General features: G+C 73.5%; 23 protein-coding genes. 15 read left to right on the forward strand and 8 right to left on the reverse strand.

Translation table 11 applies throughout. From position 1 onward, the window contains the following. Window positions 1-6 precede the first annotated feature (6 nt). A complete protein-coding gene (locus DSM104299_RS12840; RefSeq protein WP_272477705.1) occupies window positions 7-609 on the reverse strand; it encodes an RBBP9/YdeN family alpha/beta hydrolase in 603 nt (200 codons plus the stop codon). Between the two features lie 23 nt (window positions 610-632). Between DSM104299_RS12840 and cysE the strand changes: the two genes are divergently transcribed. After that, the gene (gene cysE, locus DSM104299_RS12845; RefSeq protein ID WP_349294513.1) at window positions 633-1,367 is read left to right on the forward strand and encodes a serine O-acetyltransferase; all 735 of its coding nucleotides are present in this window, start codon (window positions 633-635) and stop codon (window positions 1,365-1,367) included. 85 nt (window positions 1,368-1,452) lie between these two features. On the opposite strand, the gene DSM104299_RS12850 is transcribed toward cysE, so the two are convergent. From DSM104299_RS12850 to DSM104299_RS12860, 3 genes are all read right to left on the reverse strand, one after another. After that, on the reverse strand, window positions 1,453-2,382 hold the full coding sequence (locus DSM104299_RS12850; protein WP_272477706.1) for a calcium-binding protein: 930 nt from the start codon (window positions 2,380-2,382) through the stop codon (window positions 1,453-1,455). A gap of 64 nt (window positions 2,383-2,446) precedes the next feature. Further along, a complete protein-coding gene (locus DSM104299_RS12855; protein ID WP_272477707.1) occupies window positions 2,447-3,355 on the reverse strand; it encodes a queuosine salvage family protein in 909 nt (302 codons plus the stop codon). A gap of 20 nt (window positions 3,356-3,375) precedes the next feature. Beyond that, window positions 3,376-3,954 (reverse strand): CAP domain-containing protein, encoded by a 579-nt coding sequence (locus DSM104299_RS12860; RefSeq protein ID WP_272477708.1) that lies wholly within the window; start codon window positions 3,952-3,954, stop codon window positions 3,376-3,378. A gap of 157 nt (window positions 3,955-4,111) precedes the next feature. Between DSM104299_RS12860 and DSM104299_RS12865 the strand changes: the two genes are divergently transcribed. From DSM104299_RS12865 to gatB, 6 genes are all read left to right on the forward strand, one after another. Beyond that, window positions 4,112-6,373 (forward strand): ATP-dependent helicase, encoded by a 2,262-nt coding sequence (locus tag DSM104299_RS12865; RefSeq protein WP_272477709.1) that lies wholly within the window; start codon window positions 4,112-4,114, stop codon window positions 6,371-6,373. Between the two features lie 10 nt (window positions 6,374-6,383). Continuing rightward, window positions 6,384-7,250, forward strand: coding sequence for a bifunctional methylenetetrahydrofolate dehydrogenase/methenyltetrahydrofolate cyclohydrolase FolD (gene folD / locus DSM104299_RS12870; RefSeq protein ID WP_272477710.1), 867 nt, complete (start codon window positions 6,384-6,386; stop codon window positions 7,248-7,250). Continuing rightward, the gene (locus DSM104299_RS12875; RefSeq protein ID WP_272477711.1) at window positions 7,247-7,759 is read left to right on the forward strand and encodes a hypothetical protein; all 513 of its coding nucleotides are present in this window, start codon (window positions 7,247-7,249) and stop codon (window positions 7,757-7,759) included. The genes folD and DSM104299_RS12875 overlap by 4 nt, the downstream gene beginning before the upstream one ends. A gap of 247 nt (window positions 7,760-8,006) precedes the next feature. Next, window positions 8,007-8,291 (forward strand): Asp-tRNA(Asn)/Glu-tRNA(Gln) amidotransferase subunit GatC, encoded by a 285-nt coding sequence (gene gatC, locus DSM104299_RS12880; protein WP_272477712.1) that lies wholly within the window; start codon window positions 8,007-8,009, stop codon window positions 8,289-8,291. Next, entirely contained in the window at window positions 8,288-9,712 is a 1,425-nt protein-coding gene (gene gatA / locus DSM104299_RS12885; protein WP_272477713.1) for an Asp-tRNA(Asn)/Glu-tRNA(Gln) amidotransferase subunit GatA, read from the forward strand. The genes gatC and gatA overlap by 4 nt, the downstream gene beginning before the upstream one ends. Before the next feature lie 3 nt (window positions 9,713-9,715). Then, window positions 9,716-11,176: an Asp-tRNA(Asn)/Glu-tRNA(Gln) amidotransferase subunit GatB gene (gene gatB / locus DSM104299_RS12890; protein ID WP_272477714.1), complete on the forward strand. Its 1,461-nt coding sequence runs from the start codon at window positions 9,716-9,718 to the stop codon at window positions 11,174-11,176. On the opposite strand, the gene DSM104299_RS12895 is transcribed toward gatB, so the two are convergent. Continuing rightward, window positions 11,173-14,085 (reverse strand): putative bifunctional diguanylate cyclase/phosphodiesterase, encoded by a 2,913-nt coding sequence (locus DSM104299_RS12895; RefSeq protein ID WP_272477715.1) that lies wholly within the window; start codon window positions 14,083-14,085, stop codon window positions 11,173-11,175. The two genes, gatB and DSM104299_RS12895, sit on opposite strands and share 4 nt — an antisense overlap. A 115-nt stretch (window positions 14,086-14,200) precedes the next feature. On the opposite strand from DSM104299_RS12895, the gene DSM104299_RS12900 reads away from it, so the two are divergent. The 8 genes from DSM104299_RS12900 to DSM104299_RS12935 all read left to right on the forward strand — a co-directional run bounded on the left by DSM104299_RS12900 (window position 14,201) and on the right by DSM104299_RS12935 (window position 19,862). Next, window positions 14,201-14,407: a hypothetical protein gene (locus tag DSM104299_RS12900; RefSeq protein ID WP_272477716.1), complete on the forward strand. Its 207-nt coding sequence runs from the start codon at window positions 14,201-14,203 to the stop codon at window positions 14,405-14,407. Continuing rightward, window positions 14,407-15,066: a hypothetical protein gene (locus DSM104299_RS12905; protein WP_272477717.1), complete on the forward strand. Its 660-nt coding sequence runs from the start codon at window positions 14,407-14,409 to the stop codon at window positions 15,064-15,066. Before DSM104299_RS12900 ends, DSM104299_RS12905 begins: the two co-directional genes overlap by 1 nt. A 70-nt stretch (window positions 15,067-15,136) precedes the next feature. Beyond that, the gene (locus DSM104299_RS12910; RefSeq protein ID WP_272477718.1) at window positions 15,137-15,313 is read left to right on the forward strand and encodes a hypothetical protein; all 177 of its coding nucleotides are present in this window, start codon (window positions 15,137-15,139) and stop codon (window positions 15,311-15,313) included. 98 nt (window positions 15,314-15,411) lie between these two features. Continuing rightward, the gene (locus DSM104299_RS12915; RefSeq protein WP_272477719.1) at window positions 15,412-15,588 is read left to right on the forward strand and encodes a hypothetical protein; all 177 of its coding nucleotides are present in this window, start codon (window positions 15,412-15,414) and stop codon (window positions 15,586-15,588) included. A gap of 12 nt (window positions 15,589-15,600) precedes the next feature. Continuing rightward, window positions 15,601-15,882 carry a hypothetical protein gene (locus DSM104299_RS12920; RefSeq protein WP_272477720.1) on the forward strand — a complete coding sequence of 94 codons (282 nt, stop codon included), beginning with the start codon at window positions 15,601-15,603 and terminating at the stop codon, window positions 15,880-15,882. Window positions 15,883-15,930: 48 nt separating this feature from the next. After that, window positions 15,931-17,607 (forward strand): biosynthetic-type acetolactate synthase large subunit, encoded by a 1,677-nt coding sequence (gene ilvB / locus DSM104299_RS12925; RefSeq protein WP_272477721.1) that lies wholly within the window; start codon window positions 15,931-15,933, stop codon window positions 17,605-17,607. Between the two features lie 4 nt (window positions 17,608-17,611). Further along, window positions 17,612-18,169, forward strand: a complete 558-nt coding sequence (gene ilvN, locus DSM104299_RS12930) for an acetolactate synthase small subunit (RefSeq protein ID WP_272477722.1) — start codon at window positions 17,612-17,614, stop codon at window positions 18,167-18,169. Between the two features lie 43 nt (window positions 18,170-18,212). After that, complete coding sequence (locus DSM104299_RS12935) at window positions 18,213-19,862, forward strand: isochorismate synthase (RefSeq protein ID WP_272477723.1); 1,650 nt, start codon at window positions 18,213-18,215, stop codon at window positions 19,860-19,862. Here the strand turns inward: DSM104299_RS12935 and DSM104299_RS12940 are convergent. From DSM104299_RS12940 to menD, 3 genes are read right to left on the reverse strand one after another with little or no spacing between them, the layout of a single operon-like run. Continuing rightward, a complete protein-coding gene (locus DSM104299_RS12940; protein ID WP_272477724.1) occupies window positions 19,825-20,151 on the reverse strand; it encodes a hypothetical protein in 327 nt (108 codons plus the stop codon). The two genes, DSM104299_RS12935 and DSM104299_RS12940, sit on opposite strands and share 38 nt — an antisense overlap. A 43-nt stretch (window positions 20,152-20,194) precedes the next feature. After that, a complete protein-coding gene (locus DSM104299_RS12945) occupies window positions 20,195-20,368 on the reverse strand; it encodes a hypothetical protein (protein WP_272477725.1) in 174 nt (57 codons plus the stop codon). A 55-nt stretch (window positions 20,369-20,423) separates the two neighbouring features. After that, on the reverse strand, window positions 20,424-22,136 hold the full coding sequence (gene menD, locus DSM104299_RS12950) for a 2-succinyl-5-enolpyruvyl-6-hydroxy-3-cyclohexene-1-carboxylic-acid synthase (RefSeq protein WP_272477726.1): 1,713 nt from the start codon (window positions 22,134-22,136) through the stop codon (window positions 20,424-20,426). Window position 22,137: the final 1 nt, after the last annotated feature.

Consider the following 22,137-nt stretch of genomic DNA (forward strand, 5'->3'; position numbering starts at 1 on the left):
CGGCGCTCAGACGCCGACGGAGTCGCGCGCCGTCAGCGCGTCGGCCGCGCCGAGCGCCCACGCCTCCATCGCCGGCCAGGCGCCGTACCCGGCTTCGACGTTGAGGTGCCCCGCGCCCGGCAGCAGGTCGACGACCAGCTCGAGCGGCGCGCCCCAGTGCTGGGCCGCGCCGCGGCCGGGGCAGTAGGCGTCGTCGTCGGCGCAGACCAACCTGGTGTGCTTGGCCGCGCTGTCGATGCCGGCCTTGTCGGCGCCGGTGGGGTAGAAGCGCGCGAGCTCGGGGACCTTCGCGCCCGGGCACGGCGGCGCGACCAGGACGACGCGGTCGACCCGATGCTCGGGCCGGATCGCCGCCGCCTCGCGCAGCCACAGCACGCAGCCGAGCGAGTGGGCGATCACGACGCGCTCGCCCTCGCCGCGGGCCAGCGCGCGCACCTCGCGGTGCAGGGCCGCGGCCCAGGCGTCCGGGCAGGGAACCTCGCAGTCGGGCAGCTCCGGGTACTGCACGTGCGCGCCCGCCTCGCGCAACCGCCCCGCGAGCCAGGTCTGCCAGTGGCCGGGTCCGGACCCCTGCCAACCGTGCAAGATGAGGACGCGGGACTTGGCCATCGTGTCGAGTACGGTAGTGGGCGATGCTCGGCATCGGGATCCTGCGTCGCGTCACCCGTGAGCTGCGGCTCGACATCGCCGCCGCCCACGAGCGCGATCCGGCCGCTCGCGGCGTCTCCTCGTTCGAGGTGCTGATCGCGTGGCCGGGCGTGCAGGCGGTGCTCGCCCATCGCGTGGCGCACGCGCTGCACGACTCGGGCGTCCCGATCGCGCCGCGCGCGATCGCCTACCTCAGCCGGCTGACGACGGGCGTGGAGATCCATCCCGCGGCCAACGTCGGCGACGGCCTCTTCATCGACCACGGCATGGGCGTCGTGATCGGCGAGACCGCGGACGTCGGCAACGACGTCACGCTCTACCAGGGCGTCACGCTCGGCGGCACCGGCTTCGCGACCGGCAAGCGCCACCCGACCGTCGGCGACAACGTCACCGTCGGCTCGGGCGCCAAGCTGCTCGGCCCGATCGAGGTCGGCCACGGGGCGAAGGTCGGCGCGAACTCCGTCGTCATCACCGACGTGCCGCCGAACTCGACGGTGGTCGGCAACCCGGGCCACGTCGTCCGCGTCGACGGCAAGCGCCCGGAGGGGCCCGACGCCGACTGGATCCACCTGCCCGACCCGGTCGCCGACGCGATCCGGGAGCTGAGCGGCCGGCTCGGCGAGCTCGAGAAGCGCGTCGCCGACCTCAACGGCGAAGAGCCGCCCGCGCAGGTGCGCGAGCTGCGCCCGGTGCGCGGGCACAACCCCGCCGGCGGCTGACGGGCGAACGCCTCGCCCAGAGGGCTCGGGTTCGCTTGCGGGTGTTCGCCCAGAGGGCGAGACCCGCGGCCCGCGGGCCCGGCGCTCAGCTCACGTCCGGGACGTGGGTCAGGAGGGCCTGCGCGTCGGCGATCGCCTGTGCGGCGCCGGGGATCGTGGGCGCCGGACCCGCGAAGACGTACTCGCAGTCCGGGGCGACGGTGTCCTCCGGATCGGCCCAGACGAGGTCGATCCCGGTACCGCAGTGGATCTCGCCGCCGATGCCGGTGCCGTCGGCGGCCGAGATGATGTCGTTGCCGGCGCCGGACCGGATCCGGCCGCCGCCCTCGGTCTTGACGATGCGGTCGTTGCCCGCGCCGCCCGAGATGTCCGGGCCGTTGATGAGCAGGTCGTTGCCCGCGCCGCCGTCGGAGGCGCCGCGCGCGCCCGTGTCGACGATGCGGTCGTTGCCGCTGTCGCCCGACAGCGGCAGGTTGCTGCGGCTCGGCCGCTCGGCGATGAGGTCGTTGCCCGGGCCGCCGGAGATCTGGTCCGCGCTGCTGCGGCCGGCGAGCCGGTCGTTGCCCGCGCCGCCCTCGATGGTCGAGCTGCTGTTGGTCGAGGCGATCAGCGTGTCGTCGCCCGAGCCGCCGGTGACGGTCGTCGAGCTCGCCGAGCCGGCGAAGACGTCGTCGTCGCCGGAGCCGCCGTCGATCGTCGTCGGCCCGGTCGCGAACTGGTTGACCAGCGCGGCGTCGTCGCCGTCGCCGAGGCTGGCGACGATCGGGCCGACGGGGCAGCTGACGGTCAGCGCGGGGTCGGCCGTGCAGCCGCTGCCGGCGCTGAGCGACGCGCCGTTGTCGGCGAAGACGTAGGGGTTGGCGAACGGCTCGACGAGGTCGAGCCTGTTGGCCTCGGTCGGCGCGGCCCGGTACTGGATCGTGCCCGTGCCGTCGACCGAGATCGTCGAGGCCGACGCGATGCCGGGCACCCCTGCCACGGCGACCACCGTGAGCGTGAGCAGAGCGGTCTTCATGCGCCGACGGTACGCGCCGGTGTGCGGCGCTGACCTATCCGAAGGGGGAGGCTGCGGTGGCCATTCAGTAGTAGACCGTCCGGCAACGGTGCCGGGGGCGGGCCTTGAGGGCCGGGTCCTGGCCGCGGGTCCAGAGCCACATGTCGAGGACGCGGGCGGGGACGCCGAGGCGCTCGCTCAGCAGCTCGCAGGCGTGGACCGCGCACGCGCGGATCTCACGCTCGGCGCGGCCGGCCGCCAGCAGGTGCTCGCCGTCGATGCGCGCCGCGAGCTCGGGCGCGTAGACCAGGATCCCGTCGCAGCGCAGGACGTGGGGGACGAGGTTGTCGGCGAAGATCGTCAGCTCGTCGAGGTCGTCGAACCGGGCGACGCCCGCGAGCGCGAGGTCGTTGCCGACGATCTGCGCGCGCTTGAAGAAGCCGCGGTCGTCGTAGAAGGCCAGCGAGCCGGCGAGGATCGCGGCGAGCCGGTCGGCGCTGCCGCCGGCCTGGGCGACGACGTCGAGCGTCGAGCGCTCGCCGAGGAAGCGCCCGAGCTCGCGCAGCGCCTGCGCGTAGAGGCTCATCAGCTCGTGGTCGGCCGTCTGGCCGAGCGTCGCGGCGAGCGTGTCGGTCCGCATCGCGCGCAGGTCGTCGGTGCTCCAGGCGCCGTCGACCCGGAACCGGTCGGCGAGGTTCCAGGCGACGGTGAAGTAGCCCGACACCGCGCGGCCGGTGGCGGGGTCGACGCGCTTGCGCAGCGTCGGGAACCAGCCCGAGCCGAAGTTGATGGTGTCGAGCGCCAGCGTGTAGGTCGCGACGTCGGCCGGCGTGCCTTCGAGGTAGTGGCGGACCGGGTCGAGGCCCGGGTCGCTGATCTCCAGCGCGCCGCCGGCGTCGTACAGCGACAGGCGCTCGTGGTCGATCCGGACCGACTCCGCGGTGGCGGCGACTTGCGCGCAGGACGCGCGGACATGATCGGCGAGGCGGCCCATGACGGACCGCCGCAGCCTACTCAGCGGCGGACGCGCCCGAAGTCCAGCGCGACCGTCAGCGCGCCCGCGTTCCCGCCCCGCGGCGCGCCGTGCACGACGCCGACGCCGAGGTCGCGGAAGCCCGGGTCCAGCAGGATCGCGCGGTGCGGCGGGCTGTCGAGCAGGCCGCGCAGGATCGCCTGAGGTGCGCCGGCGCGCGCCTTGCCCCACGCCAGCGCCTCGCCCAGCCACCACTCGTGGACGCGGCGCAGGTAGCCGGCCCGCTTGACCCGCGACTGCATCGAGCCCGTCCGCGGCGACACGTGGGCGAAGAAGTCGTGGCCGGCCATGTCGCCGGCATGGCGGCGCGCCGCGAGGCCCAGCCGCGCGTTGGCCCGGACGGGGAGCAGCCCGTGCTGGGCGCGCACCTCGTTGATCAGGCACTGCAGCGCGCGGGTCGCGGCGCGCGTGCTCAGGTGCGACGGCGCCGCGCTCGCGTGCGCGCAATGAAGCTCGGCGGCCGCCGCCGGGGATGAGGAGGCGGCGGCCGCCGCCGCGAAGATTACGGCCTGCAGCAGCCAGAGACGCGTCCATGGATGTCCATGGCCGCGCCGATGCATGGCGGCCGCGCCGTTCAAAGTCCCCCGCACGGTCGCGGTTCTGCCGCAAGTCATCGAACAACTGCGAGGTCCATCGGGAACTGCGCTGGTCTGACCCCTCCAAGTTGTGCACTTGCGCGTGTCAGGACACCGCCGGGGGCGCGCCTATCCTGGAGAGGTGCCGTCCGAAGTGCCGTCCAAGGCTGGCTCAGACCAGCGCGTCGCCGATCTCCTCGAAGGGCTGAACCCGCCGCAGCGCGACGCCGTCCTGCACGGAGACGGGCCGCTGCTGATCCTCGCCGGCGCCGGGTCGGGCAAGACGCGCGTGCTCACCCACCGGGTCGCCTACCTGATCCACACGCAGCGCGCGCGGGCGGGCGAGATCCTGGCGATCACCTTCACGAACAAGGCCGCGGCCGAGATGCGCGAGCGCGTCGGGCTGCTGCTCGGGCACTCCACGCGCGCGATGTGGGTCATGACGTTCCACTCCGCCTGCGCGCGCATGCTGCGCCAGCACGCCGAGCGGCTGGGCTACACCAACCGCTTCACGATCTACGACGCGTCGGACTCGCGGCGGCTGGTCAAGCGCTGCCTGGACCAGCTCGACGTCGACCCCAAGCGGTTCACGCCCGGCGCGGTCGCCCACCAGATCTCCGACGCCAAGAACAAGCTGCGCTCCGCCGAGGACTACGGGCAGATGGTCGACGGCTACTTCGAGCGCACGGTCGCCGACGCCTACAAGCTGTACGAGTCCGAGCTGGTCCGGATGAACGCCATGGACTTCGACGACCTGCTGTTCCGCATGGTCAACCTCCTGGAGCTGTTCCCGGAGGTGCGGGCGCGGTACAACGAGACGTTCCGCCACGTGCTCGTCGACGAGTACCAGGACACCAACCACGCGCAGTACCGGCTGCTGCAGCTCATCGCCGGCGAGCACAAGAACCTTGCGGTGGTCGGCGACGACGCGCAGTCGGTCTACTCGTTCCGCGGCGCGGACATTCGCAACATCCTGGACTTCCAGGACGACTTCGGGCGGGCGGGGATCCCAGTCGCGGTCGTCAAGCTCGAGCAGAACTACCGCTCCACGCAGACGATCCTCGACGCGTCCAACGCCGTCATCGCGCACAACCGCGCGCAGATGCACAAGACGCTGTGGACCGACCAGGGCGCCGGCGACCCGGTGATGATCCGCGAGCTCGACGACGAGCACGCCGAGGCGCGCTACGTCCTCGGCGAGGTCCAGCGGCTGCGCGACGAGGGCGTGTCGCTGGCCGAGATCGCGTGCCTGTACCGGACCAACGCGCAGTCGCGCGTCCTGCAGGACGCGCTGGTGCGCGCCGACGTGCCGTTCCAGATCATCGGCGGCACGAAGTTCTACGAGCGCTCCGAGGTCAAGGACGCGCTGTCCTACCTGACGCTGCTCGCCAATCCGGCCGACGCGATCTCGTTCACGCGCATCGCCAACTCGCCCAAGCGCGGGATCGGCCAGACGTCGCTGTCGCGCGTGCTCGCCCATGCCGAGGCGATGGGGATCTCGACGTGGGAGGCCGCGTCGGACCCGGCCGGCGTCCCGGGGCTGGGCACGGCCGCGGTGCGGTCGTTCGACCGCTTCATGTCGGTCATGGAGGGCCTGCGCGAGCGCGTCGCCGACAACGTCCCGATGGGCGACCTGCTCGAGGCCGTGCTGCACGAGAGCGGCTACCTCGACGCGCTGCAGGCCGAGCGCACGATCGAGGCGCAGGGGCGGATCGAGAACCTCGAGCAGCTCGTCGAGGTCGCGCGCGAGTTCGACGGCACGCACCGCGCCGAGGAGGACCGGCTCGACGTCTTCCTCCAGGAGACCGCGCTGCGCTCGGACACCGACACGCGCGTCGACGACGGCGGCATGGTCACGCTCATGACCCTGCACAACGCCAAGGGCCTGGAGTACCCCATCATCTTCATGATCGGGATGGAGGAGGGCGTCTTCCCGCACTCCCGGTCGCTGGACGAGGGGACGCTCGAGGAGGAGCGGCGCCTCTGCTACGTCGGGATGACGCGGGCGATGCGGTCGCTGACGCTCACGCACGCGCGCCAGCGCAACGTGTTCGGCTCGCGCGCCTACGGGCTGCCGTCGCGGTTCCTGAGCGAGATCCCGGCCGAGTTCGTCGACCGCCAGGGCGCCCTCGGAAGTTGGGCCCACCATCTCGGCGGCGGCGCGTCGGGCGACCGCGCGATCCGCCCGCGCGCCTCGGCGTCGTGGGCGTCGATGCGCTCCGAGGCTCCGGAGCCGGCCGCGGGCGCCGGCTTCCGCCTCGGCGACGACGTCCTGCACGCCGCCTTCGGCGAGGGCGTCGTGACCGGCACCGAGCCCGGCGGCGTCGTCGTCATCCGCTTCGCCCGCGACGGCAGCGAGCGCAAGCTGATGGCCGAGTACGCACCGCTCGAACGACGCGGGTAGCGTGAGGGCCGTGAGCGCGGAGATCATCGACGGCAGGGCGATCGCGGCGAAGGTCCGGGAGGAGGTGGCCCGGGACGTCGAGAGGTTCGTCGCCCGTCACGGCCGCCCGCCCGGCCTGGCGACGATCCTCGTCGGCGACGACCCGGCCAGCGCGATCTACATCAACGGCAAGCAGAAGGCCTCGCGCGAGGTCGGCATCGAGCCGTTCCACCATCAGCTGCCCGCCGACACGCCGACCGAGGAGGTCGAGGCGCTGATCGAGCGGCTCAACGCCGACGACGCCGTCAGCGGCATCCTCTGCCAGCTGCCGGTTCCCGACCACCTCGACGGCGTCCACCTCACGGGCCTCATCGACGCGCGCAAGGACGTCGACGGGCTGACGCCGCTGAGCGCCGGCTACCTGGCGCTGGGGCGCGCGGGCCTGCGGCCGTGCACGCCCGCGGGCGTGATGGTGCTGCTCGACGAGGCGGGCGTCGCCCTGGAGGGCCAGCGCGCCGTCGTCGTGGGGCGCTCCAACCTGTTCGGCAAGCCGATGGCCCAGCTGCTGCTCGGCGCCAACGCGACCGTGACGACCGCGCACTCGCGCACCCAGGACCTGCCGGGCGTCTGCCGCGAGGCCGACGTCCTGATCGTCGCGGTCGGCCGCGACCGGATGGTCAAGGCCGACTGGGTCAAGCCGGGCGCGGTCGTGATCGACGTCGGCATGAACCGCTCCGACGACGGCCTGCACGGCGACGTGGACTTCGAGGACGTCAAGGACGCGGCCTCCTGGATCACGCCGGTCCCGGGCGGCGTCGGGCCGATGACGATCGCGATGCTGCTGCGCAACACGCTGAACGCCGCCGAGCTGGTCGCGCGGGAGGGCGCGCCGGCATGAGCCGGATGCGGGCCGGGGAGTGGATCGCGGCCGCCGGCGCGGTCGGGCTCTTCGTGGTGCTGTTCTTCGACTGGTTCGGCGCCAGCAAGGCGACCTACGCGCCCGCGACCCCAGGCGGCAACATCGAGACGTTCTCGATTGGATCGCTCTCCGGCTGGTCGACGCTCGGCTGGTTCATGATCGTCCTGCTCTGCGTCCAGATCTTCGGCGGCGGGGTGTTGGCCTACATGACGGTCAAGCGCGCGTCGCCGGCGTGGCCCGTCGGCGCCGCCGTCCTGAGCTGGCTCGTCGGCAGCCTCATCTTCCTGGTCCTGCTCGTGCGCGTGACGATCGCTCAGCCCACCGGCTTCGATGAGCTGCTGAGCGTGCAGTGGCCGGCCTACCTCGGCCTCGTCTTCTCCTTCCTGATCCCGCTCGGCGGCTTCCTCTCGCTCCGCGACGAGCGCACGCACTCGCCCGAGGCGCAGGCCTACATGCCGCCGCCCGCGCGGACCGCGCCGGGCACCTGAGCCGGGGCCGGCCGGCCTCGCCCGACGCGGCGTCGACGCTGACGCTGCCCGAGCTGCTCGCCCGCCATGGCCTGGCGGACAAGATCCCGCTGCGGGAGCTGGCACGGCCCGACGCCGGCGGCATCTCCATCGAGAAGGCCCGCCGCCTGCTCGGCTACGACCCCGAGTGGTCCTGGCGCGACCACCTCGACGAGCAGGGCCGGCCGCGCAGCTCGTAGCGGCCCGCTCTCCTAAACTCGACGGCTGCATGATCGACCGCGAGCAGGTAGTCCATGTCGCTCGGCTGGCCCGTCTGGAGCTGACCGACGACGAGGTCGGGAAGATGGCCGCCGAGCTGTCGTCCGTCCTCGGCCACATCGAGAAGATCGGCGAGCTGACGCTCGACGACGTCGCGCCGACGAGCCACGTCGTCGAGGTCGCCAACGCGCTGCGCGAGGACCTCCCGGTCCCGTGCCTGCCGCGCGAGGTCGCGCTCGCGCAGGCGCCGGCCGTGCAGGACGACGGCTTCCTCGTCCCGAGCCCGCAGGCATGACCGATCTCACGACGCTGACCGCCAAGCAGGCGGCCGACGCGATCGGCACGGGCGACCTCGACGCGACCGAGCTGTTCGAGGCCTACCGCGCCAAGGCGACGGCCGACGATCTCAACGCCTACACCTGGGTCGCCGAGGCGGCGCCGGCACGGGCGGGCAACGGCAGCGCGCCCGCGCCGCTGGCCGGCGTCCCGCTCGCCGTCAAGGATCTCTTCTGCACCGCGGGCGTGCCGAGCCAGGCCGGCTCGCGCATCCTCGAGGGCTACCTGCCGCCGTACACGGCGACCGTGGTCGACCAGCTCGCCGCCGCCGGCGCGCCGCTGCTGGCCAAGACCAACCAGGACGAGTTCGCGATGGGCTCGTCCAACGAGAACTCCGGCTACGGCCCGACGCTGAACCCGTGGGACCGCACGCGGATCCCAGGCGGCTCGAGCGGGGGCTCGTCGGCCGCCGTCGCCTCCGGCTCGGCGCCGTGGGCGCTGGGCACCGACACCGGCGGCTCGATCCGCCAGCCCGCGGCGATGACCGGCATCGTCGGCCTCAAGCCGACCTACGGCTCGGTCTCCCGCTACGGGATGATCGCGTTCGCGTCGTCGCTGGACCAGGCCGGTCCGCTGACGCGCGACGTCACCGACGCGGCGCTCCTGTACGGCCAGATGACCGGCCGCGACCCGCGCGACTCCACGTCGCTGCAGCATCCCGACGCGATCGCGCTGCCGTCCGGCGACCGCCTCGACGGCATCGTGCTCGGCGTCCCGGACACGCTGACCGGCGAGGGCGTCGAGCCCGGCGTCTTCGCGCGCTTCGAGGAGACGCTGAAGCTCGCCGAGTCCCTCGGCGCGACGATCCGTCGCGTGTCGCTGCCGCATACCGAGTACGGCATCAGCGCCTACTACGTGATCGCGCCGGCCGAGGCGTCCTCCAACCTCGCCCGCTTCGACGGCGTCCGCTACGGCCGGCGCGTCGAGGCCGACGACCTCGTCTCGATGTACACCCGGACGCGTCACGACGGCTTCGGCGACGAGGTCAAGCGCCGCATCATGCTCGGGACCTACGCGCTGTCGTCGGGCTACTACGACGCGTTCTACGGCAAGGCCCAGCGCGTGCGCACGAAGATCGCCGAGGACTACAAGAACGCCTTCGCCGACGTCGACCTGATCGTGACGCCCACGGCGCCCAACGTCGCCTGGGAGCTGGGCGCCAAGAGCGCCGACCCGTTGGCGATGTACCTGGAGGACCTGTTCACGGTGCCGATCTCGCTCGCGGGCCTGCCGGCGATCTCGATCCCCAACGGGTTGAGCGACAACCTGCCGGTCGGCTTCCAGATCGCCGGGCCGGCGTTCAGCGAGAACGCGATCCTCGGCGCGGCCTACGCGCTGGAGCAGGCGATCGGCTTCGACGCAACTCCCGGGAGGGTCTGAGCGATGAGCGTCACGGACACCACGCAGGTCGAGTACGAGACCGTCATCGGCCTCGAGATCCACGTCCAGCTCGCGACCGTCACCAAGATGTTCTGCGGGTGCACGCTGAGCTTCGGCGACCCGCCGAACACGCACACCTGCCCGGTGTGCCTCGGCCTGCCCGGCAGCCTGCCGGTCGCCAACGCGCAGGCCATCCACTACGGGCTGATGATCGGGATGGCGCTGGGCTCCGAGCTCGCGCCGCGGTCGATCTTCCACCGCAAGAACTACTTCTATCCCGACCTGCCCAAGGGCTACCAGATCTCCCAGTACGACGAGCCCCTGTGCCTCGGCGGCACGCTGGGCGACGTCCGGATCCACCGGGTCCACCTGGAGGAGGACGCGGCCAAGCTGGTGCACGTCGGCGCGTCCGGCCGCCTGCACGCGTCCGACGCCTCGGTCGTGGACTTCAACCGCGGCGGCACGCCGCTGGCCGAGATCGTCACCGAGCCCGACCTGCGCGACGCGACGATCGCCGCCGAGTGGCTGCGGATGCTGCGCGCGACGCTGCGCCGCCTCGGCGTCAGCGACGTGAACATGGAGGAGGGCTCGCTGCGCTGCGACGCCAACATCTCCATCCGCCCGGTCGGCAGCGCCGAGTACGGGACCAAGACCGAGCTCAAGAACATGAACTCGTTCCGCTACATCGAGCGCGGCATCCGCGCCGAGGTCGCGCGCCAGACGCAGATCCTGCGCGACGGTGGCGAGGTCGAGCAGGAGACGCTGCACTTCGACCCGCGGACCGAGTCCATCACCTCGCTGCGGTCCAAGGAGCAGGCGCACGACTACCGCTACTTCCCGGAGCCGGACCTGACGCCGGTCGCGATCACGCGGGCGATGCTCGACCGCGCCGCCGCGGCGCTGCCCGAGTTGCCGCTGGCGCGCGCCGAGCGCTTCGAGCGCGACCTCGGGCTGTCCGCGGACTCCGCGCACCTGCTCGCGTTCCGGACCGAGTTGGGGGACTACTTCGAGGCTGCGGTCGGCGCCGGCAACGGCGGGACGACCGTCGACCCGCAGGTGCTGGCCAACTGGATCGCCAACGACCTCATGTCGCGCATCGGCGCCGACGCCGACCCGGCCGAGTCCCGGGTCGCGCCCGGCGCGTTCGCCAAGTTGGTGTCGATGGTCGGCGCCAAGCAGGTCACGCAGGCCGGCGGCCGTCAGGTGCTCGACAAGCTCGTCGCCGACGGCGGCGACCCGGCCACGATCGTCGAGGCCGAGGGCCTCGGCGCCGTCGGCGGCAGCGACGAGCTCGCGCCGATCGTGGAGGCCGCGCTGGCCGCCAACCCCGACGTCGCCGAGAAGCTGCGCGGCGGCGACATGAAGCCGATCGGCGTCATCGTCGGCCACGTCATGCGCGAGACCAAGGGCCGCGCGGACGGCGGCGAAGTCACGCGGCTGGTGCGCCAGCAGCTCGGGCTCTAGGCGACGCGCTCGGCGGGCGCGATCAGCGCGATCGCCTCGGCCAGCGGCACGGGGCGGGCGAAGACGTAGCCCTGGCCGTGCGGGCAGCCGAGGTCCCGCATGGCCGCCAGCTGCGCGGCGTCCTCGATGCCCTCGGCGACGACGTCGAGGCCGAGCGCCTGGGCCATCTCCACGACCGCGCGGGCCAGCGCGGCGGAGGACTCCGAGGCGCCGGCCGGCGCGACGAGCGAGCGGTCGAGCTTGAGCACGTCGACCGGATGGCGCTGCAGCGCGCCCAGCGAGGACCAGCCGGTGCCGAAGTCGTCGATCGCGATCGCGACGCCGAGCCTGCGCATCGCGGCCAGCACCTCGACGGCGCCGGGGCCTTCGACGATCAGCGTCTCGGTGACCTCGAGCGTCAGCTGGCGCGCCGGGACCTCCGCCGCCGCGAGCGCGTCGCGCACCTCGTCGACCAGCCCGGGCGCGATCTGGCGCGCGCTCAGGTTGACGCTCATGCGCAGCGGCCGGCCCGCCGCGGCCTGCAGCTCGGCCAGCCAGCGCAGCGCCTCCTCCAGCACCCACTTGCCGATCGGGACGATCAGCCCCGTCTCCTCGGCGACGCTGATGAACTCGGCCGGCGCGATCGTGCCGCGCGTCGGGTGCTCCCAGCGCACGAGCGCCTCGAAGCCGGCGACCTCGTCGCGGTGCAGGTCGACGACGGGCTGGACGCGCAGCGACAGCTCGTCGCGCTCCAGCGCGTGGCGCAGCTCGCTCTCGACCGTCAGGCGATGCACGACGCGGGCGCGCAGGCCGGCGTCGAAGACCTCGTAGCGTGCGCCGCCGTGCTCCTTGGCGCGGTACATCGCGACGTCGGCGTCGCGCAGCAGCGACTCGGCCGTGACGTCTGGGCCGTCGACGAAGACCAGCCCGGCGGACGCGCTGATGTGCAGCTCGCGACCGTCGACCACGTAGGGCGCGGCGACTGCGTCGAGCAGCCGGCGCGAGAGCGCGGCGACCTCGTGCGGCGCGCCGCCGGCGCCCGCGCAGACCACGACGAACTCGTCGCCGCCCAGCCGCGCGGCGAGGTCACCGCGCCGGATCGTGGAGCGCAGGCGGTCCGCGACCGCGCAGAGCAGCTCATCGCCCGCGCCGTGGCCGAGCGTGTCGTTGACGACCTTGAAGCGGTCGAGGTCGAGCAGCAGGAGCGAGATGTGGTCCTCGCTGCGCAGCGCGCCGGCGATCGCCTGCTCGACGTGCGCGGCGAGGTAGGAGCGGTTGGCCAGCCCGGTGAGCGGGTCCTCCAGCGCCTGCGTGCGCAGCTCCTCCTCGACCGCGGCGCGGTCCAGCGCGGAGCCGAGCACGTTGGCCGCGGCCTCCAGGAACCGCGCGTGGGCCTCGATGAACTCCGGGCGCGACGGGCCGCGGTGGGCGACGAGCGTCGCCGGCAGCCCGTTGCGCGGGCGCATCGGCGCGCTGATGACGCCGTCGGCGACGCCGGCGCCCTCCGGCGTCGCGGCATGCAGCTCGACGCTGTCGGCCGGGATCGCGGTGCGCAGCAGCGCGCACGCCTCGTCGATCAGGTCGCCCGCCTCGCGCTGCTCCAGCGCGACGCGGCTCAGCTCCGCCAGCGCGGCGTTGTGGCGCACGGTGCGACGCGTGACCGTGACGTCCTGGATCTGGCTGAAGAGCAGCGGCGCGCCGTCGTCGCCCTCGACCAGCACGCTGGCGATCTCGAGGTCGACGACGACCCCGTCGGGGCGCACCGCGCGGCGCACGTAGGGCGGCGGCACGGTCCCGGTCGACAGCAGCGCGAGGTTCTTGCGCGAGAGCTCCGCTTCGTCGGGGTGGACGATGTCGGCGATCGGGCGTCCGATCAGCGCCTCGGGCGTGCGGCCGAGCATCGCGGCCAGCGTGGCGTTGACGCGGCGCCAGCGCAGGTCGGGGACCGAGACGAAGGCCATGCCGATCGCGGCCTCCTCGAAGCCGCGCGCGAAGCGCCGCTCCTCGTGCATCTGGCCCAATTCGCGGAAGGTCAGCGTCGCGCGCGTGAGCGCGACGGCCAGCGCGAGCAGCGCGAGGACGACCGTGACGGCGTCGCCGGGGTCGCTGATCGCGAGGACGATGACGGTCGCGACCACGCACGCCAGCGGCAGCGCGAGCACCGCGACGCTGTCGGGCCGCAGCCGGCGCGCGGGCGGGGCCGGGCGCCAGGCGGCGACGCCGATCGTCAGCAGCGCGAGCGGGAACAGCGCGTTGGCGGCGGACAGCTCGGAGTAGGTGCCGCGGGCCATGTCGAGGTCCTGGACGACGTCGCCGATCGCGGTCAGCGCCAGCGCCGCGGCCAGCAGCCGCCAGATGTCGCCGCGCCAGCCGCTCAGCGCGCACGCCCACAGCAGGATGCTCAGGAGGACGAGGTCGGCGCACGGGAACGCCAGGCCCGCGATGAGCTTGCCGGTCGCGATGCCGTCGAGGTCGTGGTGGACGACGGCGGCGCAGATCGCGGAGACCGTGAGGCCGCCGAGCACGCCGTCGAGGAAGAACGAGAGCGTGAACGGGCGCAGCCGCGCGCGCAGCAGCCCCAGCAGCGCCGGGTAGACGGTCGCGTAGAACGCGAACCAGAAGACGTAGGCGACGGCCGGCGGGTCGTCGGACGGACGCGGCGAGATGATCGTCGACGTCGTGCCCAGCGCGTAGCAGGCGATGCCGATCCCGATCAGGGTCCAGGCGCGGCGGTCCTCCTCCATGGCGCGGGCGCGCAGGAGGCAGAGGGCGGCGGCCGCGACGTAGAGGGCGATCGCGCCGTACCAGCGCACGGCGAGATGGCCGTCGTGCCCGATCCCGGGCAGGAGACGGCCCACGACGTAGATGAGAGCCAGCGCGACGCCGATCAGCGGCACGGCGGCCCGGCGCGATGCGGGCGGTTGCGGCACGGGTGTGGAGGTCCTTCCCACGGTGATCGGCAGCTGGCGTGACGGACCTGAGGGCGACCTCTACCATCGGGCGTGGAGCCACTACTGGGAGGTAGGCATGTCTCGTCTCGTACGCATGGATCGGACCGGCCACACCACGTTGGCGGAGTGGGACGCCCAGGATCCCGCGGCCGTCGAGGCGGCGGTGACCGCGTTCCGCGCGCAGTTGGACCGCGGGTACTTCGCGATGGTCACGACCGGCCCGGGCCACGCCGAGCAGGTCAAGGAGCTGCCGCTCGACGCCGACCTCGTGATCCTGCGGCTGCCGATCAGCGGCGGCTGATGGCGCTGGAGGCCACGAGCGCGCCGAGCGCGCCGCTGCCCGAGACGGCGGCCGTCCATTGGCGGGCGCCGATGGACGCCGCGCGCCTGCGCAAGCGCGGCGCGCTGTGGACGCTGACGACCTTCGCCCACGTCGTGCCGTTCATCGGCGCCGGCGTCGTGCTGCTCCTCGTCCAGCCGCTGGCGGTCGCCGTGTCGCTGGCGAGCTTCGCCCACGCCTGGATCATCCCCATGCTCTACGCGGCGCGCGGCGCGAACCTGCTGCGCCCGAAGGGCCGCAGCGCCGACGCCGGCGCCGAGCGCACCGCGCTCGGCCTGCTCGGCGACCTGCTCGACCACGACGCGCGCGCCCTGCAGGCGCAGACCGGCCTGGTCGTCGAGCACGGGCGCCTCGGCGTCTGGGTTGTGGGGGAGGCGGGCGCGGCGCTGGTCAGCGGCCGCGGCCGGCGCGTCACGTGCTTCTGCGTGCGCGTCGCGGCGCCGGACCTCCCGAGCGCGGACCGCATCGCGCACCTGCTCCTGGCGCTGCGCGCCGACGAGGTCGGCTTCGCGACCGTCGCCAACATGGCCTTCAGCGGCGGGCGCTGGCGGGTGGCCCGCCGGCTGCCGCGCGCGGCCCGCCCGGCCCTGGCCGCCGCGCGGCGCCTCGACCGCGTGTAAGGGTCGGCGCCGGCATCTTCCGACCGCCTGGCGGTGGGCGCGGGCCCCGCGGGGCGCCACCATGATGTCCATGACCACCGCCACCGCAACCCCGCTCTCGAGGATCATCCTCGTCGGCGAGCGGTCGCGGCTGGGGTCGGGCCAGGACGCGCCGGCCATCCGCCGCTACCGCCTTGCCCGCCTGCACGTCAACGACCGGCCGTCGGGGGCTGGGCGTTACGAGCACCTTCGTCGTAGTCACGACTGAGGGACGAGACAGCGCATCCGGCGACCGCGGGCTCCGAGGGGGCGCCCGCGGTCGCCGATCTGCGTCATCGACCCCGCCAAGGGACTAGCCTGTAGGGCATGGACGAGACCACCGCCAAGCCTTCCTTGCTGAAGCGCCTCCTGGCGCTCGTGGTCCTGGCGATCGCCGCCTGGATCCTGCTGAAGTTCGTGATCGGCCTGCTCGCCGGTCTCGCGACGATCATCGTGATCGTCCTGTGCATCGTCGCGGTGGTCTGGGCGCTGCGCGTCCTCTGATCGGCCGGCGCGATGGTCTACATCGTCATCGCGATGTCCTTCGCGCTCGCCGGCGGCATCGTCGGGCGCATCAAGGGCAGCTCGTTCTTCATCTGGTTCCTGATCTCGGGCGCGTTCCCGATCGTCGGCCTGGCCGCCGCCGTGCTCTACCGGTACGACACCGACGAGCCGCAGCGCCGCTGCCCGACGTGCGGCCACCTCTGCATGATCCATGATGCGTTGTGCACGCGCTGCGGGTCGGAGCTCGACTTCCCCGAGGAGTCCGAGATCCTGCCGCCGGTCGCGCCCGCGTAGGATGGACGGCCCCAACCACCGGACCTGGTTCGAAAGGAGGTCAAGCGCATGCGAGCGGTCGATGCCGTGATGGAGTGCCTTAAGGCAGAAGGTGTGGACGTCGTATTCGGGTATCCCGGAGGCGCGAACCTCCCGACCTACGACGCGTTCGTGGACGCCGGCATCCGCCACGTCCTCGTGCGTCACGAGGCCGGCGGCGGCCACGCCGCGGCGGGCTACGCGAAGGCGACCGGCAAGGTCGGCGTCGCGCTGGGCACCAGCGGCCCGGGCGCGACCAACCTCGTCACGCCGATCATGGACGCGATGATGGACTCGGTCCCGGTCGTGTTCATCACCGGCCAGGTCCGGACCGAGCTGCTCGGGACCGACGGCTTCCAGGAGGCCGACATCCTCGGCATCACGATGCCGGCGGTCAAGCACTCGTGGATGATCCAGCACCCGCTCGAGATCCCGCGCGTGCTGCACGAGGCGTTCCACGTCGCGCGCACCGGCCGGCCGGGGCCCGTCGTCGTCGACATCCCGACCGACCTGTCGAAGGCCGACATCCCGTACGAGCCCGTCACCGACGTGCACCTGCCGGGCTACCAGGTCACGGTCGAGGGCAACGTCAAGCAGATCCGCCAGGCCGCCAAGGCGCTGGCCAGCGCGCGGCGGCCCGTCATCTACGCGGGCGGCGGCGTGATCCTGGCCGACGCAGCGGAGGAGCTGACCGAGTTCGCGACGAGCGATCGCTTCCCGGTCACCAACACGCTCAACGGGCTGGGCGGGTTCCCTGGCACGCACGACCAGTTCCTGGGCATGCTCGGCATGCACGGCACGCGCGCGGCGAACTACGCGATGGACGAGGCCGACCTGATCTGCGCGGTCGGCGCCCGCTTCGACGACCGCATCACCGGCAAGCTGTCGGAGTTCGCGCCGCGGGCCAAGTTCATCCACATCGACATCGACCCGGCCGAGATCTCCAAGAACGTCCCGGCGCACATCCCGATCGTCGGCGACGCCAAGAACATCCTCATCAAGCTGGTCAACGAGTACCGCGCGCTCGGCGCGGACCCGTCGCGGCTGGAGGAGTGGTGGCAGCGCATCGGCGGCTGGCAGGAGCGCCACCCGCTGCACTACGCCGACAGCGTCGACACCGAGATCAAGCCGCAGCGGGCGGTCCAGGCGATCTACGAGGCGACCGACGGCGACGCGATCATCACGTCCGACGTCGGCCAGCACCAGATGTGGTCCGCGCAGTACTACAAGTTCGACAAGCCGCGCCGCTGGATCAACAGCGGTGGGTTGGGCACGATGGGCTTCGGCCTGCCGGCCGCGATGGGCGCGGCCGTCGGCATGCCCGACGAGACCGTCGTCTGCATCACCGGCGACGGCTCGGTGCAGATGAACTCGCAGGAGCTCGCGACCTGCGTCCAGAACCGGATCCCGGTCAAGGTGTTCATCTTGAACAACGGCTACCTGGGCATGGTCCGCCAGTGGCAGGAGCTGTTCTGGGACAACCGCTACTCGCACGTCGACATGGGGCAGTCGCCGGACTTCGTCAAGCTCGCCGAGGCCTACGGGGCCACGGGGCTGCGGCTGACGAGCAAGGAGACGCTCGTCGACGACCTGCGGGGGGCGATCGCGACCGAGGGCCCGGTCCTCGTCGACATCCGCGTCACCCGCGAGGAGAACGTGTACCCGATGATCGCGCCCGGCGCCGCCGCTCGCGAGATGGTGGGCTGAGGACATGGGCGATCCGGGAACCAAGGAGCTGCTCTCCCTCGAGGACCTCGAGGCGAGCGGCCAGATGCGGTCGGGGCGCAAGCACGTCCTGACCATCCTGGTGGAGAACAAGCCGGGCGTGCTGACGCGCATCGCCGGCCTGTTCGCGCGCCGCGGGTTCAACATCGACACGTTGACCGTCGGGCCGACCGACGACGAGCACATCTCGCGCGTGACGCTGACGGTGGACGGTGCGCTGCACCCGATCGACCAGGTCACCAAGCAACTGCACAAGCTCATCAACGTGCTCAAGATCCGCGATCTCGAGCCGGACGAGACCGTGACGCGCGAGCTCGCGCTGTTCAAGGTCGCCGTCGACGGCGCGCAGCGCGCGGAGGTGCTCCAGCTGACGGACATCTTCCGCGGCAGGATCGTGGACGTGACGCGCCGATCGATCATCGTCGAGATCACCGGCACGACCGACAAGATCGAGTCCTTCGAGGCGCTCCTGCGCCCGTTCGGCATGGTCGAGATGATGCGGACGGGCGAGATCGCGATCTCGCGCGGGCGCGGCGAGACCTGAGCGGGGCGCCGCGCGACAGGGCCGGGGCCTAGACTGCAAGTCCATGGCCTCGGTCTCCACCGCCGCCGCCTCGGGTGGCTTCGCGCTGTCGTCCCACGATCGGGAGCGGCTGCGCCGGAGGGTGAAGGAGGCGCTACGCCGTGCGCGGCGCGGCGGCGAGGCGTTGGCGGCCATCACGGTGCGCGTCGGAACCGAGGTGGACCCGAGCGCGGTCGTGGCGGCGTCGCGGCGTGGCGCCGAGGCCGCCGGATCGCGTGGCGCCGCCGCCGCCGGGCAGGGCTCAGGCGGCGAACCGGCCGGATCGCGTGGCGGCATCGCTGCCGGGCAGGGCTCAGGCGGCGAACCGGCCGGATCGCGTGGCGGCATCGCTGCCGGGCAGGGCTCAGGCGGCGAACCGGCCGGATCGCGTGGCGGCATCGCTGCCGGGCAGGGCTCAGGCGGCGAACCGTGGTTCTGCTTCGAGCAGCCGGACCGCGATCGGGCGGCGGTCGCGGCGCTCGGCGTCGCGGTGGCGATCGAGGCCGGGGGCAAGGACCGCTTCACGGCCGTCGCCAAGCGGTGGCGGTCGCTGGCGTCGCGCGCGGCGTGCGATCCGCCGGACGGCCCGCGCGGGTGCGGGCCGATCGCGGTCGGCGGCTTCGCGTTCGCGCCCGACGGCGGCCAGTCGCCGCCGTGGGCCGGCTTCGCGGCGGCGTCGCTGCACGTCCCGGAGGTCGCGTTCGTCCGGCGCGGCGACGACGTCCGGCTCACCTTCTGCGTCCTGGCCCAGCCCGACGACACGGTCGACGACCTCGTCGCGCGGGTCGCTGCCCGCGCCGCGTCGCTGCGCGACGGCGTCGGCCTCCCGCTGCTGGACCCGTCGCCGGCGGGTCGCTACCGCGTCGTCTCGGCGATGCCGCCCGAGCACTACGAGCAGGCGGTCGCGCGCGGCGTCGACCGGATCGCCGCCGGCGAGCTCGACAAGATCGTCCTGGCCCGCGAGGTCCAGGTCCACGCGCCGGTCGACCACGACCCGGCCGCGGTCCTCGGGGTCCTGCGCGAGGCGTTCCCGTCCTGCCACCTCGTGTGCGCGGGCCGCGGCGACGCCGCGTTCGTCGCCGCCTCGCCGGAGCTGCTGATCCGCCGCGACGGCGAGCGCGCCGCGACGCTCGCGCTGGCCGGCTCGGCGCGCCGCAGCGCCGACCCGGCGGTCGACGACCACCTCGGCGAGCGCCTGATGCGGTCGGCCAAGGACCGCGAGGAGCAGGCGATCGTCACCCGCCGCATCGCGCAGACGCTGCGGCCCTACTCGGTCTGGGTCACCGCCCACGACGAGCCCGAGGTCGTGAAGATGGCCAACATCCAGCACTTGGGCACGCCGATCCGCGCGCAGCTGTCGAAGTCGGTCAGCGTCGTCGAGCTGGCGGGCCTCCTGCACCCGACGCCCGCGGTCGGCGGCGAGCCGCTGGCGGTCGCCGCCCCGCTGATCCCGGCGCTCGAAGGCCTGGACCGCGGCTGGTACGCGGGCCCGGTGGGGTGGACCGACCTCGACGAGGACGGCGAGTTCGTGGTCGGCCTGCGCTGCGCGCTCCTGCGCGGGCCGGTGGCGCGGTGCTACGCCGGCGTCGGCGTGGTGCGCGACTCGGATCCGGCGGCGGAGCTGGCCGAGACCGAGGTCAAGTTGCAGGCGTTGCTGCCGGTGCTGGCGGGCTGACCGCCGGGCCCTTCGCGCGACGCCAGACCGCGACGACGTCCCGCACCGTCGCGGTGCGCCAGGTCGAGCGCGCGTCCAGCGGCCGCACCGCCAGGTCGAAGCGCCCCGACTCCCGCTGCTCGATCTCCTCGACCAACGCGTGGAAGCGCCGGCCCTTGCGGTCGATCTCCACGATGTCGCCGACGGCGATGCCCTTCGACGTGACCCGCGGCGCCGATGCGACCTCGGGCGCCGCCGTGGCCACCGGCGAGGGCTCGCCGAGGAGGGAGATCTGGGCGCCGTCCGTCACGGCCGACACCTTATGACGCGGAGCGGACCGGAGCCTCGCGGCGCTACAGCAGCCGGTGGTCGCGCTCGGGCTGCGGTGGCAGCCAGACGCGCGAACGGCGCATCTTCGCGAGGTGATCGGGCGTGGGGCGGTCGCTGCGTGCGGCCACGGTCGTGAGCGCAAGCAGCATCACGAACGCACCGAGCCAGCCGGCAGTGAGGGCGACGATCCACACCATCTCGCCGCACCCTACCCGGGTTGGTCACGTTCGTCACCTGTCCGATCGAGAACTTTCACGCCAGTGCGGCGCGCACCGCGGACCAGACGCCACGGTGCAGCGCGACGTTGGCGGCGCGCTCGGTGCGCGCGTGCAGGATCGTGGTGCCGTCCGCGGCCGGCGCCGCGAGTGCGGCGCGCAGTTGCGGGAGGTCCTCCACCGCGCGGTAGCGCGCCCCGTACAGGGCCGCTGCGCGCTCCACGTCGATGCCCGTGGGCGTCAGGACGTGCTCCTCGTACTCGGGGCCGCCGGCCTGGCCGACGGGCAGGAAGTCGAAGATCCCGCCGCCGTCGTTGTCGACGACCACGATCGTGAGCGGCACGCCGAGGCGCCGGCCCGCGAGCAGCCCGCCGACGTCATGGGCCAGCGCGACGTCGCCGATCAGCAGGTAGGTCGGCCCGGCGCCGGGTGCGGCGGCGACGCCGTAGGCGGTGGAGATCGTCCCGTCGATCCCGTTCGCGCCGCGGTTGGCGAGCGCCCGCGGCGCCGGGTCGCGGACCGGCCAGAACGTCTCGACGTCGCGGATCGGCATCGAGGCGGCCACGACGACGGTGGCGCCCGCCGGCGTGTCGGTCGCCAGCGCCCGCGCGATCCCGGGCTCGTCGAGGCCGGCGAGCGTCGCGTCGATCGCTGCCGCGGCACGCGCGTCGGCGTCGCGCCAGCGGCCGAGCCACGCGGCGTCGGTCGGCCAGACCTCGTCGATCGCGCCCACCGCGGACGGGTCCAAGGCCATGATGTCGGTCAGCGCCGCGTCGGGATCCGGCCAGCGGCCCGCCGGCACCAGGGCGATCTGCGCCACGCCGTCGGGCAGCGCCGCCAGCCACTGGCGCAGCGGCTTGGACGTCGGGAGGTCGCCAACGCGCAGGACGCAGCGCGGCACCACGCCGGCGCGCCAGCGCTCGTCGTGCAGCAGCGCGTCGTAGTGCGCGATCGCCGCGCCGCCGGTCCGGGCGCCCGACAGCGGGTCGGCCAGCAGCGGCCACGCGAGCGCCTCGGCCAGCCGCGCGAGCGCCGGCCCGTCGGCGCCGCGGCCGGCGACGACCACCCCGCCCGCGCCGTTGCGCGCCTCGGTCTGCGCGCGCAGCCAGTCGCGCAGCGGCGCGGCGTCCTGCCGCGGACGCGTCACGGTCGTCCACGGCGCGTCGCCGGCGCGGCCGCCGTCGCCCGGCGCGCCGTCCAGCGGCTGGTCGAGGACCAGCGGCTCGCGCAGCGAGAAGTTCAGGTGGACCGGGCCGGGCCGTCCCTCGGTCGCGATCGCCAGCGCGCGACAGGCGAGCTGGCGGATCCAGCGCAGCCGGTCCGGCGTCGCGGCGTGCGTCCCGACCTCGAAGAACCACTTCGCGTACGACCCGTACAACTTGATCTGGTCGATCGTCTGGCCGGCGCCGACGTCGCGCAGCTCCGGCGGCCGGTCGGTCGTCAGCACGATCAGCGGCACGCCCGCCTCGGCGGCCTCGATCACCGCCGGCGCGTAGTTCGCGGCCGCCGTCCCCGACGTGCACGCCAGCGCCGCGGGCCGGCCGGTCGCCTGCGCGAGCCCGAGCGCGAAGAACGCCGCGCAGCGCTCGTCGACGTGCGAGGTGACCGGCAGCCGGCCGTCGCGCGCGAGCGTCAGGACCAGCGGCGTCGACCGCGAGCCGGGCGAGGTGCACGCGCCCGCGACCCCGCCGCGGTGCAGCTCGTCGACGAAGGCGCGCAGGAGCAGGTAGGTGTCGCGGGTCTCGCTCATG

The organism is Baekduia alba (genome assembly GCF_028416635.1).
Taxonomy (GTDB): domain Bacteria; phylum Actinomycetota; class Thermoleophilia; order Solirubrobacterales; family Solirubrobacteraceae; genus Baekduia; species Baekduia alba.